15 protein-coding genes are annotated in these 14,352 nt (G+C 73.4%); 7 read left to right on the top strand and 8 right to left on the bottom strand.

What is annotated here, in order from left to right; translation table 11 throughout:
- Positions 1 to 65 precede the first annotated feature (65 nt).
- Positions 66 to 1,811, bottom strand: a complete 1,746-nt coding sequence (locus OG730_RS37260) for a cation:proton antiporter (RefSeq protein ID WP_327308409.1) — start codon at positions 1,809 to 1,811, stop codon at positions 66 to 68.
- Between the two features lie 137 nt (positions 1,812 to 1,948).
- Positions 1,949 to 2,983, bottom strand: a complete 1,035-nt coding sequence (locus OG730_RS37255; RefSeq protein WP_327308408.1) for a BtrH N-terminal domain-containing protein — start codon at positions 2,981 to 2,983, stop codon at positions 1,949 to 1,951.
- 137 nt (positions 2,984 to 3,120) lie between these two features.
- Here OG730_RS37255 and OG730_RS37250 point away from each other — a divergent pair, with 137 nt between their 5' ends.
- Together OG730_RS37250 and OG730_RS37245 are read left to right on the top strand one after the other, a co-directional pair.
- Positions 3,121 to 3,474 carry a DUF1304 domain-containing protein gene (locus tag OG730_RS37250; RefSeq protein WP_327308407.1) on the top strand — a complete coding sequence of 118 codons (354 nt, stop codon included), beginning with the start codon at positions 3,121 to 3,123 and terminating at the stop codon, positions 3,472 to 3,474.
- Positions 3,471 to 4,046 (top strand): TetR/AcrR family transcriptional regulator, encoded by a 576-nt coding sequence (locus OG730_RS37245; RefSeq protein ID WP_327308405.1) that lies wholly within the window; start codon positions 3,471 to 3,473, stop codon positions 4,044 to 4,046. The genes OG730_RS37250 and OG730_RS37245 overlap by 4 nt, the downstream gene beginning before the upstream one ends.
- A 13-nt stretch (positions 4,047 to 4,059) precedes the next feature.
- Here OG730_RS37245 and OG730_RS37240 read toward each other — a convergent pair whose 3' ends face one another.
- Positions 4,060 to 4,584 (bottom strand): AAA family ATPase, encoded by a 525-nt coding sequence (locus tag OG730_RS37240; RefSeq protein WP_327309573.1) that lies wholly within the window; start codon positions 4,582 to 4,584, stop codon positions 4,060 to 4,062.
- A 96-nt stretch (positions 4,585 to 4,680) separates the two neighbouring features.
- Entirely contained in the window at positions 4,681 to 4,887 is a 207-nt protein-coding gene (locus tag OG730_RS37235; protein WP_112449244.1) for a cold-shock protein, read from the bottom strand.
- Between the two features lie 223 nt (positions 4,888 to 5,110).
- Between OG730_RS37235 and OG730_RS37230 the strand changes: the two genes are divergently transcribed.
- A complete protein-coding gene (locus OG730_RS37230; protein ID WP_327308404.1) occupies positions 5,111 to 6,145 on the top strand; it encodes a 2-oxoglutarate and iron-dependent oxygenase domain-containing protein in 1,035 nt (344 codons plus the stop codon).
- Here OG730_RS37230 and OG730_RS37225 read toward each other — a convergent pair.
- Positions 6,063 to 6,431, bottom strand: coding sequence for an HGxxPAAW family protein (locus tag OG730_RS37225; RefSeq protein WP_327308403.1), 369 nt, complete (start codon positions 6,429 to 6,431; stop codon positions 6,063 to 6,065). The genes OG730_RS37230 and OG730_RS37225 overlap by 83 nt on opposite strands.
- Before the next feature lie 105 nt (positions 6,432 to 6,536).
- Here OG730_RS37225 and OG730_RS37220 point away from each other — a divergent pair, with 105 nt between their 5' ends.
- Positions 6,537 to 7,031, top strand: a complete 495-nt coding sequence (locus OG730_RS37220; RefSeq protein ID WP_327308402.1) for a MarR family transcriptional regulator — start codon at positions 6,537 to 6,539, stop codon at positions 7,029 to 7,031.
- Between the two features lie 109 nt (positions 7,032 to 7,140).
- Positions 7,141 to 8,643: a DEAD/DEAH box helicase gene (locus OG730_RS37215; RefSeq protein WP_442815141.1), complete on the top strand. Its 1,503-nt coding sequence runs from the start codon at positions 7,141 to 7,143 to the stop codon at positions 8,641 to 8,643.
- Positions 8,644 to 8,841: 198 nt separating this feature from the next.
- Here OG730_RS37215 and OG730_RS37210 read toward each other — a convergent pair whose 3' ends face one another.
- Positions 8,842 to 9,393, bottom strand: coding sequence for a hypothetical protein (locus OG730_RS37210; protein WP_327308401.1), 552 nt, complete (start codon positions 9,391 to 9,393; stop codon positions 8,842 to 8,844).
- Between the two features lie 206 nt (positions 9,394 to 9,599).
- On the opposite strand from OG730_RS37210, the gene OG730_RS37205 reads away from it, so the two are divergent.
- The gene (locus OG730_RS37205; protein ID WP_327308400.1) at positions 9,600 to 10,589 is read left to right on the top strand and encodes a hypothetical protein; all 990 of its coding nucleotides are present in this window, start codon (positions 9,600 to 9,602) and stop codon (positions 10,587 to 10,589) included.
- A gap of 121 nt (positions 10,590 to 10,710) precedes the next feature.
- Here the strand turns inward: OG730_RS37205 and OG730_RS37200 are convergent, their stop codons facing one another.
- The gene (locus OG730_RS37200) at positions 10,711 to 11,247 is read right to left on the bottom strand and encodes an SRPBCC family protein (RefSeq protein WP_327308399.1); all 537 of its coding nucleotides are present in this window, start codon (positions 11,245 to 11,247) and stop codon (positions 10,711 to 10,713) included.
- Positions 11,248 to 11,301: 54 nt separating this feature from the next.
- Positions 11,302 to 12,339 (bottom strand): NUDIX domain-containing protein, encoded by a 1,038-nt coding sequence (locus tag OG730_RS37195; protein ID WP_327308398.1) that lies wholly within the window; start codon positions 12,337 to 12,339, stop codon positions 11,302 to 11,304.
- Between the two features lie 201 nt (positions 12,340 to 12,540).
- On the opposite strand from OG730_RS37195, the gene OG730_RS37190 reads away from it, so the two are divergent.
- Positions 12,541 to 14,286, top strand: a complete 1,746-nt coding sequence (locus OG730_RS37190; RefSeq protein WP_327308397.1) for a VanW family protein — start codon at positions 12,541 to 12,543, stop codon at positions 14,284 to 14,286.
- The last annotated feature ends 66 nt before the right edge of the window (positions 14,287 to 14,352 follow it).

Genomic DNA, 14,352 nt, shown 5'->3' with positions numbered 1-14,352 from the left:
TCGAGAAGTCCCTCCGGCGGCGGTTCAGTGCCCGGCGGCGTCGGTTCAGTGCCCTGCGGCGTGGTTCAGTGCCCGGCGGTGGCGCTGAGCCTCTGGAACATGGCCTCGTCCAGGTCCAGCCCCCGCTGTGCCTGGTTGATGGCCTGCGAGCTGTAGACCCCGGTCGAGCGGGCGGCCAGCACGGCGTCCCGCGAGGCCGCGATCACGCCGAGCCGCAGGTCCACGTACTGCTCACGGGCTCCGTCGATCGCGGGGACGGCGGCGGCCTCGTCCTTCCGGTCCAGCCGGGCGTCCTCGCGGACCTTCGCGAGGACCTCCGGCGCGTACGGACTGCCGTCGCCCCGTACGAGGCCGGGCTCCTCCAGTACGGCCCGGCCGGCCTCGGCGACCTCTTCCAGCAGCCTCCGGTACTCCTCCTGGAAGCGGACCGGGTCGTCGCCGGAGATCTTCACCGACCGGATGACGGCGGGCAGGGTCAGGCCCTGGAGCAACAGGGTCGTGGTGGCGACCACGAAGGCGATGAGCAGCAACTGGGGGCGGTACGGGGTGTCCTCGGGCAGGGTCTGGGCCGCGGCGACCGTGATCGCCCCGCGCATCCCGGCCCAGGCCAGGGCCACGCCGCTGCGCCAGCCGAGGCTCTCGTTGACCTTGAAGTCGACGTCGGCCGAGGCCCGGGTGACGCGTTCCTTCATCTGCTCCCTGCGGCGGGGCGTCAGCTCCCTGCGGGGGCGCAGCGGATTGGCCGGCTGCTCGGACTCCGGGGCTCCGAGCCGGTCCATCAGCCAGTCGAGCCGCGGCTTGCTCGCGGCGGCCCGCTGCGCGTCCTTGCGCAGCGAGGCGATGAGCGGGGCGACGAACACCATGCGCGCCACGATCACCAGCGCGGCTGCCGCGAGGCCGATGAACAGGGCGCGCCAGGCGCTGAGCCCGTCCGCGGCGACCTCGTCGAGGAGGCCCTTGAGGCCGAGTCCCATCAGGAGGAAGATCGCGCTTTCGAGCAGGAAGGCGAGGGTGCGCCAGTTCATGGCCTCGGCCAGCCGGTCCTGGGCGCTGAGGAAGCGCGGGGCCTGGTGGCCGGTGACCAGCCCCGCGACGACCACCGCGAGGACACCGGAGGCGTGGAACTCCTCGGCCGGAAGGAAGGCGACGAACGGTACGACGAAGGAGATCGCGGTGTTCAGCAGGCTGTCCTTGAGCAGCGCACGGACCCGCACGTTGACGAGGCCCACGACGAGGCCGACGGCGGTGGCCAGGGCCACGGAGAAGAGGAAGTTCCCGGCGACCCCGGCCAGGGAGACCGTTCCGGCCATGGCCGCGATCGCGGAGCGCAGCAGGACCAGCGCGGAGGCGTCGTTGACGAGCCCCTCGCCCTCCAGCATGGTCAGCAGCCGTGACGGAAGCCCGAGCTGTTTGCCCATGGAGGTCGCGGCGACCGCGTCGGTGGGGCTGACCACGGCGCCGAGGGCGAAGGCGGCGGGCCAGCCGAGGCCGGGCATGAGCCAGTGGAAGAGCCAGCCCGCACCGAGGGTGGTGACGGCCACGAGCAGCACCGCGAGACCGCTGATCGCCTTGATGTTGCGGCGGAAGTCGGACGCGGGCATGTTCACGGCCGTGGAGTAGAGCAGTGGTGGCAGCACGCCCGCGAGGACCCACTCCGGCTCGACGGCGAGCGCCGGCACGCCCGGTACGAAGCTGAGGGCGATGCCGACGACCACCAGGCTCAGCGGGGCCGCGAGGCCGAGCCGCTTCGAGAAGGCGGCGACGGCGACGATGCTGCTGACGCCGACGATCGAGACGAGGGTCATTTCCATGCGCGGTACAGGGCCTTAGGGGTGCTCGGGGACGATTTGTCCACCGTACGCCCCGAGGTTTCACCGCGTCAAAAATTGAGCGACTCCACCTTTGACGCGCCCTCGCACCCCCGCGCCGCCGCGCCCCCGCGCCGCCGTTACTCGGAGGGCGCCGGCTGCGGCAGCGACGCGACCGCCCGCCGCTCCAGCACCAGGGCGTCGTCCACGAGCCCGGCGCAGGCGTCGAAGAGCTCCCGCCGTCCCGCGGCGTCCGCTTCGGGGTCGGCCGTACGGGCCAGCTCGGCGAGCCGTGACCACTGCCGCCCGGAGTCGCGGAAGAGCGCGGCCGCCCCGCCGTGCCCGGCGAGGTCGAGGAAGTCCGCGTACAGCGGCCGGGTGGCACCCGGGGCGGTCCACTCCTCCTCCAGACACGCGTACAGCCGCCGCGTGCCCACGGCGAGGGCCTCGGGGGTGGCGAAGCGGCGCTCCCAGCCCGTCTTGGTGCTGGTGTCGCGCAGCTGCGCGGCGAACCTCTCCATGCCGGAGAAGCCGAAGTTGACGTCGAAGTGGTTGCCGAGGACCGGTCCGGTGAGGCGGGAGACCGTGGCGGCGATCGCCGCGTCCAGGTCGGGTTCGCCCGCGGGCTTTCCGGTGGTCACCACCATCTGGTGGCGGCCCTTCTTGTGCCCGGACCAGGCCGCGCCGAACTCCTCGCGGCCGATCGCGTACGGGGCTCCGGCGCCGTCCAGACCGGCCGCCGGGTCGTCGACCTGGAAGGTGTCCCCGTCGTAGCCGACGACGGCCACCACGTACGGATCGGCGGCGGCCAGCTCGGCCATCGGCGCGGGGCCGTGCCACGGCAGGGCGGACCGGTCGACGGTGCAGAACACCGGCGCCCCGGCGTCGAGGGCCGCCTCGACCCGGTTCCAGCGGGGCTTGGCGCTGCGCGTGGCCTCGTACGGGATGCGCAGGCGGCCGAGGGCGACCTGGACCCAGGGGTCCGGGTGGGCCTGGGCGACGATCGTCGGCATCGGCGGCCGGCCGGCGTACTCGAACACGAAGTACATGAAGCCGATACCGCCCGCCAGGCCCGCGACCAGGGCCTCTTCGTGCACGCTGCCGAGCGCGTGCCGGATCAGCGTGGCCTCGCGGTGAGTGCCGGGGGCGAAGTCTTCATATACGTGCGCAGTCATGCGGTCAGCGTAGCCGCGCCGCGGAGCCCCGGCCGCTACCTGACTTCCTGTACACCTGCCCAGAAAGTTCCTGTACAGTCGTCCAGGAAGTCGGTGGGACCACCCTCCGCTCACCCCGACCCCTCCGGGAGGTGGCCGTGCACACGGTCGCAGCGATCCTCATCGGCCTCGTCGCCGCACTGCACGCGTACTTCCTGGTCCTGGAGATGTTCCTGTGGCAGCGGCCGCCCGGCCGCGCCCTGTCCGGCTTCGACGCCGACACGGCCCGCCTGACCGCCCCGCTCGCCGCGAACCAGGGCCTCTACAACGGGTTCCTCGCCGCGGGCCTGGTCTGGTCGCTCGTCATCGACTCGCTCGCCACGCAGATCTTCTTCCTCGTCTGCGTGATCGTCGCCGGGGTGTACGGGGCCGCGACCGCCAACCGCCGCATCCTCGTCGCCCAGGCCCTGCCCGGCGCCCTCGCCCTGGGCGCGGCCCTGCTCGCCGGATGACCTCCCGCACCGACCCGCGCACCGCCCGCACCAAGGCCCGGCTGCGCGAGAGCCTCCTCGCGGAGTGCGCGGACGGGCCGCTCGGCGAGGTCAGCGTCTCGGCGGTGGTCCGCAGGGCGGGCGTCGGCCGGGCCACGTTCTACCTGCACTACGAGGACCTCACCGCGCTCGCGGTGGACGCCTGCGCCGACGTCGTGCACGCGGCGGTCGACGCCCTGCACGCCTGGCAGACGGATCCGTCGGCGCTTCCCCCGGCCCGCCCCCCGGCCGCGCTGGCCGCCTTCCTGGGCGGCGCCGCCGACCGGGCACCGCTCTACCGCACCCTGCTCCTGCCTGGTGGCGGCGGCCCGCTCGGCGAACGCCTGTACCGGGAGCTGCGCGAGCGCAGCCGGGCCGAACGCGCCGCGGTGGGCGCCCCGCGCCCCGAGCTGGTGGCTTCGGCCGTGGCCGCCACCTTCACCGCCGTGCTCGCGGACTGGCTGCACGGCGACCTGCCCGCCGACCTGACGGACCCGGCCGCGCTGGCGGACCGGATCTGGCAGCTCCTCGTCGCCCTGCACCGGGCGGGGTGATGTCCGCGGCGGTTCAGCCGTGTTCGGCCGCCAGCCCGGTCTCGGCCATGACCCGGGTGACGGTGTCCTCCAGCGAGTGCTCCGCCTCGATGACGCTCTCCCAGTCGCCCGGCAGCAGGTCGAGCGGCCGGTACCACTCGCGCAGCTCCGCCTCGCCGTAGTCGGCCGCCCGCGGTGTGCCCGCGTGCCGCCGCAGGGTCTCCTCGAACGGCACGTCGAGGTAGTAGAAGTGGGTCGGCCCGCGGTGGGCCCGGCGCAGGGCGTCGAGCATGGGGCCGTAGCGGTCGGCGTAGAGGATCCCCTCGACGATCACGTGGAAGCCGTGGTCCAGCGCGTAGCGCGCCACGCTGCCGATGAGTCCGATGTTCGCCGCGCCGGGCGTGTCCGGCTCGCGCAGGACGACGCGGCGCAGGGTGTCCTGGCCCACGAGCGCGAGGCCCCGGCCGTGGCGGTCTCGAATGCCCTCCGCCACGGAGGACTTGCCCGCGGCGGAATTGCCGCGCAGCACGATCAGCCGGGTGTCCGGCGTGCCGGTCATCATCCGGCCCACGCTACCCGCCCGCCCCGGACGTGCGTGAGCCCCGCCGGAAGATCCGGCGGGGCTCACGTCACGGGCCGGGCGCGTGAAGTGGTGCTACCCGATGGCGACCACCTGCTCCGCCTGGGGTCCCTTCGGCCCCTGCGTCACGTCGTACTCGACCTTCGCGCCTTCCGCCAGCTCCTTGAAGCCGGTGGTCTGGATTGCGGAGAAGTGCACGAACACGTCGGGGCCACCGTCGTCCTGCTGGATGAAGCCGAACCCCTTCTCCGAGTTGAACCACTTCACGATGCCAGTTGCCATCTGTACTGATCCTTCACAACGTTCCACCGGCCGCACACGCGGCCGGACCCGATCCTGCCCATTGATCGGCCCGAGCACACGCCAAGCGCGGCCAACCGGGGTGCTTCCGGATATTCGAACTTTTCTCCGGCCCGTCCGTGAAACGGGGGAGCAGGCCTTCGCAGGGGCCCTTGGAAGGGCTCTCGGCGGGGCGCTCCGAAGGAGTCTTCGAGAGGGGACGGACATGGGCGAGCTCGCGACGTTCCGGGTGCCGGCTCGGATCACGGGAACGACGGCGGACATCATGCTCGGCGGGGCGATGGTCCGCGCCTGGCAGCGCGACGGGATCTTCCAAGTGGCCGTCGACGGACGGCAGGAGGCCCGTACGCGGGCCGCGCTGGCGGCGAGCCGGCGCTTCTTCGCCCGGCCCGCGGCGGAGAAGGCCGCGTACGTCAACGACACCTCGTACAGCGGGTACATCGCCTCGGGCGAGGAGGTGACGGACGGGCGGCCGGACGCCTCGGAGATCTTCACCATCACCCCCGACATCCCCGCGGCCGCGGCCGACGGCCTGCCCTGCCACGGTCCGGTCCCCTGGCCCTCCCCCGGCTACCGCGCGGCCATGGAGGCCTACTTGGCGGGCGTCGGCGGGCTCGGCGAGCGGCTGCTGCGGCTCGTGGCCCTCGGGCTCGGCCTCGGTCCGGCCGGCGTCGACCGGCTCGCGGGCCTGACCCGCGGCGGCTGGCACCACATGCGGGTGCTGCGCTTCCCCGCCGCCGAACGCACCGCGGAGCGCGGGATCGGCGCCCACACCGACTACGGGCTGCTGGTGATCGCCGCACAGGACGAGGTGGGCGGTCTCTTCGTACGGCCTCCGGTGACGGGCGAGGACCGCCCGCGCAACTGGCTGCCGGGCGAGAGCACGGCGGGCTTCGCCGAGGAGCGGCCCGGCTGGAGCGCCGTACGGCCCGTGGCGCGGGTGCTGACGGTGTTCCCCGGGGACATCCTCCAGTTCATGACCGGCGGCGCGCTGCTGTCGACCCCGCACCGGGTGCGGCTGGCCGACCGGGAGCGGTACGCCCTCGCCTACTTCCACGAGCCGCGCTTCGGCGCCCGGATCCGCCCCCTCGCTCACACCGGTGAGGACCGCGGGGACGGGTCGGTGATCCACTACGGGGAACACTTCACCCGGATGTTCATGCGGTGCTATCCGCAGCGGGCAACGACGCGGCGGATCGAGGCCGAGGGGCTGCTGCGAGCGCTCGCCGGGGCCCGCTGACGCGGCAGCCCAGGCAGTCCGCGTGACCTGCGCGGGCGGCGGTGTCGCGGACCCGCCAGTCCCACTGGCTCTCCGGGCGGGGCCCGCTCGGCTTGCCCCAGCCGGCGAGGTGCAACAGCCAGGTGACGAGCCCCGCCACGGCCACGATCGCGAGGCCGATCCAGACGCCGGGGGTCCAGGAGGCACACAGGGCCGCGCCCGCCGCCGCGCTTCCCACCAGCGCGATCGCGGTGCCGGTCCAACCGGCCACCGTGTGGCCGAGGTCTACGTGGCCGTGAGCACTCATCATTCTCCCCTGGTTCGTCGGGTCAGTAGGCTCGAAGTGCGTTCTCTTACCGAGAAAGCCATTTACCTCACGAGCTAAGTAACTTAGATGCTAAGGAGTAACCGCGTGCAGGGCAAGCCCCGCCCCGCGGCCACGGTCCAGGACGCGCTCACGCGCATGGACCGGTACGTCGCCCTCGGCATCGTCGGCCAGCAGGAGGTGGCGCAGCTCCTGGGGCTGAACGTCACCGACCTGACCTGCCTCGGCCACATCCTGGGCGCCGGGGAGGACCCGCTCGGCGCGGGCGACCTCGCCGAGCTGACCAGCCTCACCACCGGCGCGGTGACCGGGGTGCTCAACCGCCTGGAGCGCGCCGGGTACGCGAGCCGGCAGCCCGATCCGGCCGACCGGCGCCGCGTACGGGTGGTCGCGGAGCCCGCGGCCGCCGCGCGGATCTTCGCCGTCTACGAGCCCTTCTACGCCCGGCTCGGTGCGGTGTTCGCCGAGTACACCCCCGACGAGGTCGCCGTCATCGCCGACTGGTTCGGGCGCGCGACGGCCGAGGTCACGGCCCATCTGGACCGGGTACGGGCCGGGGAACTCGGGCCGGTGGCCCCGTAGGCCCGATGGTAAAATTTGCCTTTTGGCGACGTTCGGGTCGCACTCCCGATCATCTTGACCAAACATTTCGCCCCACCATTTTCGACACGCGTCTCACGGAAGGTTCTGCATGAAGAACCCGTCACCTCATGGGCGCTTCGGCATCAAGCCCGGAGCGAAGGCAGGCCCGAAGGGCGGTGCGAAGGGCGGCGGGAAGACCCCGCGGACCCTCGGCCCCCAGGGCGAGTACTCAATGCCCCGGACGACCACGCCGGCGCTGCCGCCGGTGGAGTCCTTCTCGGAGCTCGGCCTGCCCCCTGAGCTGGTGACGACGATGGCCGACCAGGGGGTCGCGGAGCCGTTCCCCATCCAGGCGGCGACCCTCCCCAACTCCCTGGCGGGCCGCGACATCCTCGGCCGCGGGCGGACCGGCTCCGGCAAGACGCTGGCCTTCGGCCTGGCCATGCTCGCCCGGACGGCGGGGCAGCAGGCCGATCCCAAGCGGCCGCTCGCACTGGTCCTCGTACCGACCCGCGAGCTGGCGCAGCAGGTGACCGAGGCCCTGGCCCCGTACGCGCAGGCCCTGAAGCTGCGCGTGGCCACGGTCGTCGGCGGCCTGTCGATCGGCAAGCAGACGGGCGCCCTGCGCACCGGCGCCGAGATCGTGGTGGCCACCCCGGGGCGGCTCAGCGACCTCATCGGCCGGCGCGACGTGCACCTGGAACGCGTGAAGATCGTCGTCCTCGACGAGGCCGACCAGATGTGCGACATGGGCTTCATGCCGCAGGTCACCGAGATCCTCGACCAGTGCCACCACGCGGGCCAGCGGATGCTGTTCTCCGCGACCCTGGACCGCAACGTCGACCAGCTGGTCCAGCGGTACCTGAAGGACCCGGTCGGGCACTCCGTGGACCCGCAGTCCGCTTCGGTGTCCACGATGGACCACCACGTGCTGCACATCCACGCCGCCGACAAGATCTCGGCGGCGACCGAGATCGCGGCGCGCGAGGGCCGGGTGCTGATGTTCCTGGACACCAAGCACGGGGTCGACCAGTTCGTGAAGCACCTGCGGGCCATGGGCGTACGCGCCGAGGGGCTGCACAGCGGCAAGTCGCAGCCCCAGCGCACCCGGACCCTGGGGCAGTTCAAGGACGGCCTGCTGAACGTCCTGGTCGCGACCAACGTCGCCGCCCGCGGCATCCACATCGAGGACCTCGACCTCGTGGTCAACGTGGACCCGCCGGCCGACAGCAAGGACTACCTGCACCGGGGCGGGCGCACCGCGCGCGCCGGCGAGTCCGGCAAGGTCGTCACCCTGGTCACCCCGAACCAGCGGCGGGACATCGTCCGGCTGATGGCCGACGCCAAGATCCGGCCGACCATCACCCAGGTGCGCTCCGGCGAGGCCGCGCTGAGCCGCATCACCGGCGCGAAGGCCCCCTCCGGCGTGCCACTGGCCGGCGCCGCGGCCACCGACGCCAAGGGCCGGCCTTCGGGCTCGGACCTCGGCTTCCGCGGCATCGGCACCCGGCCCGGGCGACCCGGCAAGGGCAAGGAGTCGCGCAAGACCATCGAGGCCCGGCAGGCCGCCGAGGCCCGCGCGGCGGCGCGGGTGCGGCGCGGCACGAAGTAGCGCCGAGCAGCGGGCCGCAGAGAACGGGAGGGCCGGGACCGCGGTGCGGTTTCGGCCCTCCCGTGCGTTCCCGGGACTCCGATCGGATCACGAGCGGCACGTCACGAACGGCGCGTCACCAACGGCACGTAACGAACCTCAGGTCACGCGCCTCAGGTCACGCGCCTCAGGTCACGAACCTCAGGTCACGAACCTCAGTCACGCGCCGACCGCGGCCCGCCGCAGCAGTCGCTGCGCCGCCGCGTTGCGGACCCGGCGGGTCCGGGCGCCCTCCGCGAGCAGCCGCAGCGCCTCGTCCGCGTGCAGGGACCGGGCCGCCGTGCCCTGACACCAGTCGGAGGCGGCGAGGAGCTCCGCCGCGGACCAGGGCTCGCCGCGGGTGACGGCCTTCAGCAGGGTCCACTCGCGCAGCCTGCGGGCCGCGAAGGTGCGGCCGCCGATGGCGGCTCCCACGGCCTGCGCCCAGGCGGGGAAGGCCTCGTCGGCCAGCAGCCCGGCCGCCCGCCGGTCGAGGTGCGTGACCACGGCGCTCTCGGCCATCACCAGGTCCGGGTCGCACAGGACGGCGGCCACGGCCTCGGCTTCCGCGGGCTGACCGGAGACGGCTGCCAGGGACTCCAGGTGCCGGGCGTAGCGCCAGTGCTCGGGCGGCGTGTTCACCGCCACCCCCACCGCGCCCGTCGTCCCGTCGATCCCGGCGGGCCGGCGCTCCGGGCCGCCGTGGCGTATCTGGTGCTCGCTTCTCCCCATGCGGCCATTCCACACGACACCGGTGAACGACAGGTTGTCAGGGTGGCATCAAGTCGCCGGACGACGTGCCGCCGGGCTGGTCCGGCACCCGCCGAGGCCGCATCCGTGCAGGTCACAGGAGCATTACGTGATCACGGCACGTCTTGTGCCAGGTGCGCGGCGGCCGATGGGATGGCCCGAACCAAAACCGAGGGCGGGGGCCGAACATGTCGGATCCGGTGGACTACATCACGAGACTGCGGGCGGAGGCGCGGGACCCGAACCGCGAGGAGGCCTTCCTCGCGGACCGGCGCCGGCAGCGCCGGCGGCGCGCGTCCGTCGGAGGCGTCGCCGCCCTCGCCCTGGCCGGCCTCGTCACGTGGCTGGTGACCAGCACCGGGCCGCGGCCCGCCGACGAGCCCTACGCCGCCACCGCGCTCGAAGAGGAGCTGTGGCCCGACCCCTGGCCGGCGACGACCAACCTACCGCTGCGCGGCTCGCCGGCCCGCGGCTGGGAGACCGGTGCGAAGGAGCTCCCGCTGCCCGCTCCCGCGGCGGTCGGTTCCCTGTCCGCGCGGCAGGTCGGGGAAGGGCTGCGACGGGCACGGGAGTTCGTGGTCGCGGCCAACCTTGATCCCGGGGTGCTGCGGGGCGGGCATCCCACCGCGGCCCTGGAGCTGCTCGATCCGCGGCAGCCCGTACGTGCCCTGCTGACGGAGCACCTGCGCTCCCCCGGTCTCCCGGACAGCGATCCCACCGAGATGTTCACGCGCTTCGACCCCGCCGCGCTCACCGTGGCCGACAAGGGCGTCCGCGTGCGCGGCCGGATGTCCTTCGCGGCGGGCGGCGTCCCCGGACAGCTGCGGATCCGCGCCGACTACACCTTCGTCTACGCCCTGCGGCGCGCGGCACCGCTCTCGGAGCCGGGACCGGCCTACGACACGGAGGAAGTGGCGCGGGTCGTCGTCCGCAGACAACTGGTCCTGCTCTACGCCCCGGCCGGGTCCCCCGGGGTCACCGCCGGGAAGCTGATCGCGGCCGACTACCGCCGGCAGCTCGGCAACCACGACTGCGGCACGGTCGACGGCTTCTTCCACCCCTACTTCTCGAAGGAGGCGAAGACCGCCGACCGGCCGTGGCCGGTGGTCGACCCGTACGACGAGAGCACGGAGATCCCCGCCGGCCCGCCGCGCTGCACCGTCCCCTCGCGCACCTGACCGGATCCGGCGGGACCGCGTCCCGGTCGGGCCGGGGAGCGTGCGCGCACGGACCGTGCGCTCAGACCCGGAGAGCGTGTCAGGCCCGGGGAGCGTGCCCTCAGGCCCGGGGAGCGTGCCCTCAGGCCCGGGAGTCGTGGCTCTCGTAGCCGCCGGAACCCTGGTCGTTCGCGTGTCCCTGCTCCGGGAGCGGGGCGCCGGTCTCCAGGAGGGTCTTGAGGCTGGACGCGAGCATCGGCCAGGCACGGCCGCACATGCCGATGAGGGTGCCGCCCGGTTCGAAGCCCTCGTGGAGGACGGTGAGCCGGGAGAGGGTGTCACCGACCGGCTCGATCTCGTACGTCACCTTCGTGCGCCGCTCGCGGGCCAGTTCGGCGCGCAGCTCCTCGCCGATGCCCACGGAGGCGGCCCACTGCGGGGTGAAGGTGTGCCAGGTGTAGGAGAGCAGCCGCTCCGGTACGCACTCCAGCACCACCTGCTCCGGATCGCTCGTCCGTGCCCCGCGCTCCACCCAGTCCATCGTCGAGCCCACCCGCCAGTCCGTCTCGAAGTCGAGCCCCCAGTAGCGGCGGGTGAACGCGGGCTCGGTCAGGGCCTGCCACACGCGGGCGGGATCGGCCTGGACGTAGACGGTGTAGGTGATCGCAGTCTCGCTCATTCCCTCATGCTGCGGGACCGGGGCCCGCGGAGCGGGGATTGAGCCGCTCCGCGCTCACCAGTGGCAGCCCTCCGCGGGGAGTTCCGTGGGTGGGGTGCGGGGCGGCGCCGGGAGGGAGAGGTGGGCGCGGGCGGCGTGGACGGCGGCGAGTTCCTCGTGGCCGGCCGGGCCCCAGTCGCTGAGTTCGCGGACCTGTTCGGGGGTGGCCAGCAGCCGGGCGTACGCCGGGTCCGGGCCCGGGGGCAGCGCCGTGAGCCGGGCCGCGGTGCGCGGGTGGGCGCCCTGGTCGGCGTACCGGTACCCGAGCGGGAGCGCTCCCGCGGTGCGGCCCGGCGCCGGGGGCGGGAGGTGGGCGGCGCCGGTGGCGCGGGCGACGAGCAGCAGGACGCGCCCGTCGGGGGCGAAGAGCCAGCCGGCGGGGTCCCGGGGCGTCAGGTGCGCCGGTGCGGGGCCCGGGTGCCAGGTGCCGTGCAGGGGGACGCGGCGGCTGCGCAGGACGCCGAGCCGGTCCAGGGCGGTGGGGTCGGTGGGGCGGCCGTCCTCCAGCAGCGCGGCGCCGCCTCCGTTGATCCGGGCGCGCAGGGCGGACAGGGTCCGGCGGGCGTCGCCCGCGTCCATCAGGGCGGGCAGGTCTGCCGGTTCGGCGAAGTGGATGCCGGTGATCTCCTGCGCGGGGAGACGGACGGAGTCGATGCGGTCGCGGGTCCAGGTCCCGCCGTCGAAGACGTGCAGGATCTCGCCGGGGAACCGCATCCCGGGCGGCATGCCCGGCGCGTCGGCCGGAATCCAGTCGACGGCGAGGCCGCGCGGGTAGCGGCCTTCGACGCCGAGCTCCTCGTACATCTCCCGGGCGGCCGCGGCGGCCGGTGCCTCACCGGCGTCCACGGCGCCGCCGGGCAGCAGCCGGTCGGGGCGGTAGTCGACGCTCTGGACGAGGACGCGTCCGTCGGCATCGGTGACGAGGACGACGGCGCCGGTCCAGAGGGTGGCGCGGGAGGCCCCGTACTCCTCCGGGGTCATCCACGTGCCGGGGCGCGCGGGCGGAGTGGCCCCCGTGTCCTGCGTCACGTCCTCGTCGGTCAGCTGCGTCATCGGACTCCGTTCACCGTAGGGGCAACGGGCTGTGCAACAGGGCGGACGGCCCTCGGGTTACGGAGATCAACACATTCCCCTTTGCCACCCCTATACCTCCTTATTACCTGGTTACACGGATCTTGCTACGTTCCCGGGGCGGACTGGCGGCATGAAAACCGCCGGTCCGACCACGTCACCGGACCGAGGAGAGACCCACCCATGCGACGCGCACCCCGTACGGGCACCCCCGCGGCCACCGGAAAACGGTGGACCGTCCCGGGCGTGGCGGGGGTGGCCGGCGGCGTCGCGGTCCTCGGCTTCGGTGGGCTGTACGCCGCGGGCCTGCTGCTGGCGGGCGACGAGGTGGCCCCCGGCACGAAGGTGCGCGGCGTCGACATAGGCGGGATGAGCCGAGCCGAGGCCCGGCAGACCCTGAACCGTGCGCTCGGCCCGTCCGCCGCGTCCCCGCTCGAACTGCGGATCGGGGAAAGGACCGAGCGGGCGCAGCCTGCGACGCTCGGCCTCTCCCTGGACACCGGCGCCACCGTCGACCGGGCGGCCCGCTCGGGCTCCGACCCCGTCAGCGTGATCGGCCGACTGTTCTCCTCCGGCGATCCCGCGGTGGAGCCCGTGGTCCGCCTCGACGAGAAGGCGGCCCGCTCCGCCCTGGACGGGATCGCCGCGAAGACCCGGCAGGAAGTCCGGGAGGGCTCGGTCTCCTTCCAGAAGGGCAAGGCCAAGGCGGTCGCCCCGGTCACCGGCAGCGACCTCGACGTCGACGGATCCCTCGGCGTGCTCCGCTCCTCCTACACCCGGCCTGCGGGCGGGGAGCCCGTCGTGCTCCCCGTCCGGAGCACGCAGCCCCGTATCGGGCAGCAGGAGACGGAGCGTGCGCTGAAGGAGTTCGCCGAACCCGCGGTGTCCGCGCCGGTCACCCTGACCGTGCGGGGCAAGCGCATACCCGTCGGCCCGGCCGTCCTCGCCAAGCACCTCACCCTCAAGGACGACGGCCAAGGCCGCCTCGCGCCCGCCCTCGACGCCAAGGCACTGCTCGCCGACCCGGAGCTGTCCGGTCCGCTGCGACAGGCCACGCCGGGACCCGTCGAAGCGAAGCTGCGTACGGACGCCGCGGGCGCGGTCTCCGTCGCCGAGGAGGGCCGGGCCGGACGCCGGGTCGCCGAGGAGGGCCTGTCCGCCGCCGTATTGCCGCTGCTGACGCGGGCGGGCGCGGCGGAGCGTACGGGTGAGGTCGCCACGGAGGAGGTCAAGCCGAAGCTGACCGGGAACACGGTCGGGCAGCTGGGCATCAAGGAGGAGGTGTCCTCCTTCACCGTCGACTTCGAGAAGGCCCCGTACCGCACGACGAACATCGGACGGGCCGCGGAGCTGATCAACGGCTCGCTCGTGCTGCCCGACGAGACGTGGAGCTTCAACCGCCGCGTCGGCGAGCGCACGAAGGAAAACGGCTTCGTCGACGGCCTGATCATCAACAACGGCCAGTACGAGAAGGCCGCGGGCGGCGGCGTCTCGGCGGTGGCCACCACGGTCTTCAACGCGATGTTCTTCTCCGGGGTCAAGCCCGTCGAGTACGGCGCGCACTCCTTCTACATCGAGCGCTACCCGGAGGGCCGCGAGGCCACCGTGGCGTGGGGCAGCCTGGACCTGCGCTTCGCCAACGACTCGGGCAAGGCCCTCTACATCCAGGCCGAGGCGACCGACACCTCGATCACCATCACCTTCCTGGGAACGAAGAAGTACGACGAGATCCGCGCGGCCAAGGGCCCCCGGACGAACGTCAAACCGCCCGCCACCCGCACGGACACCGGCCCGAAGTGTGAACCGCAGTCCCCGTTGGAGGGCTTCGACGTCACCGTCGACCGGGTGTTCGTGCAGGGCGGGCAGGAGGTCAAGCGGGAGACGATGAAGACCCGTTACACGCCGAGGGACAGCGTGACCTGCGGCTGATTCATCCCGTCGGGGAAACCGGACCACCCGTGCGGGTGAGCGCGTGCGGGGGTGCGGGCGTTCGTC

This window comes from Streptomyces sp. NBC_01298 (assembly GCF_035978755.1).
Taxonomy (GTDB): domain Bacteria; phylum Actinomycetota; class Actinomycetes; order Streptomycetales; family Streptomycetaceae; genus Streptomyces.
The sequence above is the reverse complement of the archived record's forward strand: the minus strand, read 5'-3'. Positions and strand labels throughout refer to the sequence as shown.

Excerpts from the sequence above, each read along its gene's own strand:
- OG730_RS37260 (WP_327308409.1), bottom strand. The coding sequence starts at position 1,811 with ATGGAAATGACCCTCGTCTCGATCGTCGGCGTCAGCAGCATCGTCGCC.
- OG730_RS37255 (WP_327308408.1), bottom strand. The coding sequence starts at position 2,983 with ATGACTGCGCACGTATATGAAGACTTCGCCCCCGGCACTCACCGCGAG.
- OG730_RS37245 (WP_327308405.1), top strand. The coding sequence starts at position 3,471 with ATGACCTCCCGCACCGACCCGCGCACCGCCCGCACCAAGGCCCGGCTG.
- OG730_RS37240 (WP_327309573.1), bottom strand. The coding sequence starts at position 4,584 with ATGACCGGCACGCCGGACACCCGGCTGATCGTGCTGCGCGGCAATTCC.
- OG730_RS37235 (WP_112449244.1), bottom strand. The coding sequence starts at position 4,887 with ATGGCAACTGGCATCGTGAAGTGGTTCAACTCGGAGAAGGGGTTCGGC.
- OG730_RS37230 (WP_327308404.1), top strand. The coding sequence starts at position 5,111 with ATGGGCGAGCTCGCGACGTTCCGGGTGCCGGCTCGGATCACGGGAACG.
- OG730_RS37225 (WP_327308403.1), bottom strand. The coding sequence starts at position 6,431 with ATGAGTGCTCACGGCCACGTAGACCTCGGCCACACGGTGGCCGGTTGG.
- OG730_RS37215 (WP_442815141.1), top strand. The coding sequence starts at position 7,141 with ATGAAGAACCCGTCACCTCATGGGCGCTTCGGCATCAAGCCCGGAGCG.
- OG730_RS37210 (WP_327308401.1), bottom strand. The coding sequence starts at position 9,393 with ATGGGGAGAAGCGAGCACCAGATACGCCACGGCGGCCCGGAGCGCCGG.
- OG730_RS37205 (WP_327308400.1), top strand. The coding sequence starts at position 9,600 with ATGTCGGATCCGGTGGACTACATCACGAGACTGCGGGCGGAGGCGCGG.
- OG730_RS37200 (WP_327308399.1), bottom strand. The coding sequence starts at position 11,247 with ATGAGCGAGACTGCGATCACCTACACCGTCTACGTCCAGGCCGATCCC.
- OG730_RS37195 (WP_327308398.1), bottom strand. The coding sequence starts at position 12,339 with ATGACGCAGCTGACCGACGAGGACGTGACGCAGGACACGGGGGCCACT.
- OG730_RS37190 (WP_327308397.1), top strand. The coding sequence starts at position 12,541 with ATGCGACGCGCACCCCGTACGGGCACCCCCGCGGCCACCGGAAAACGG.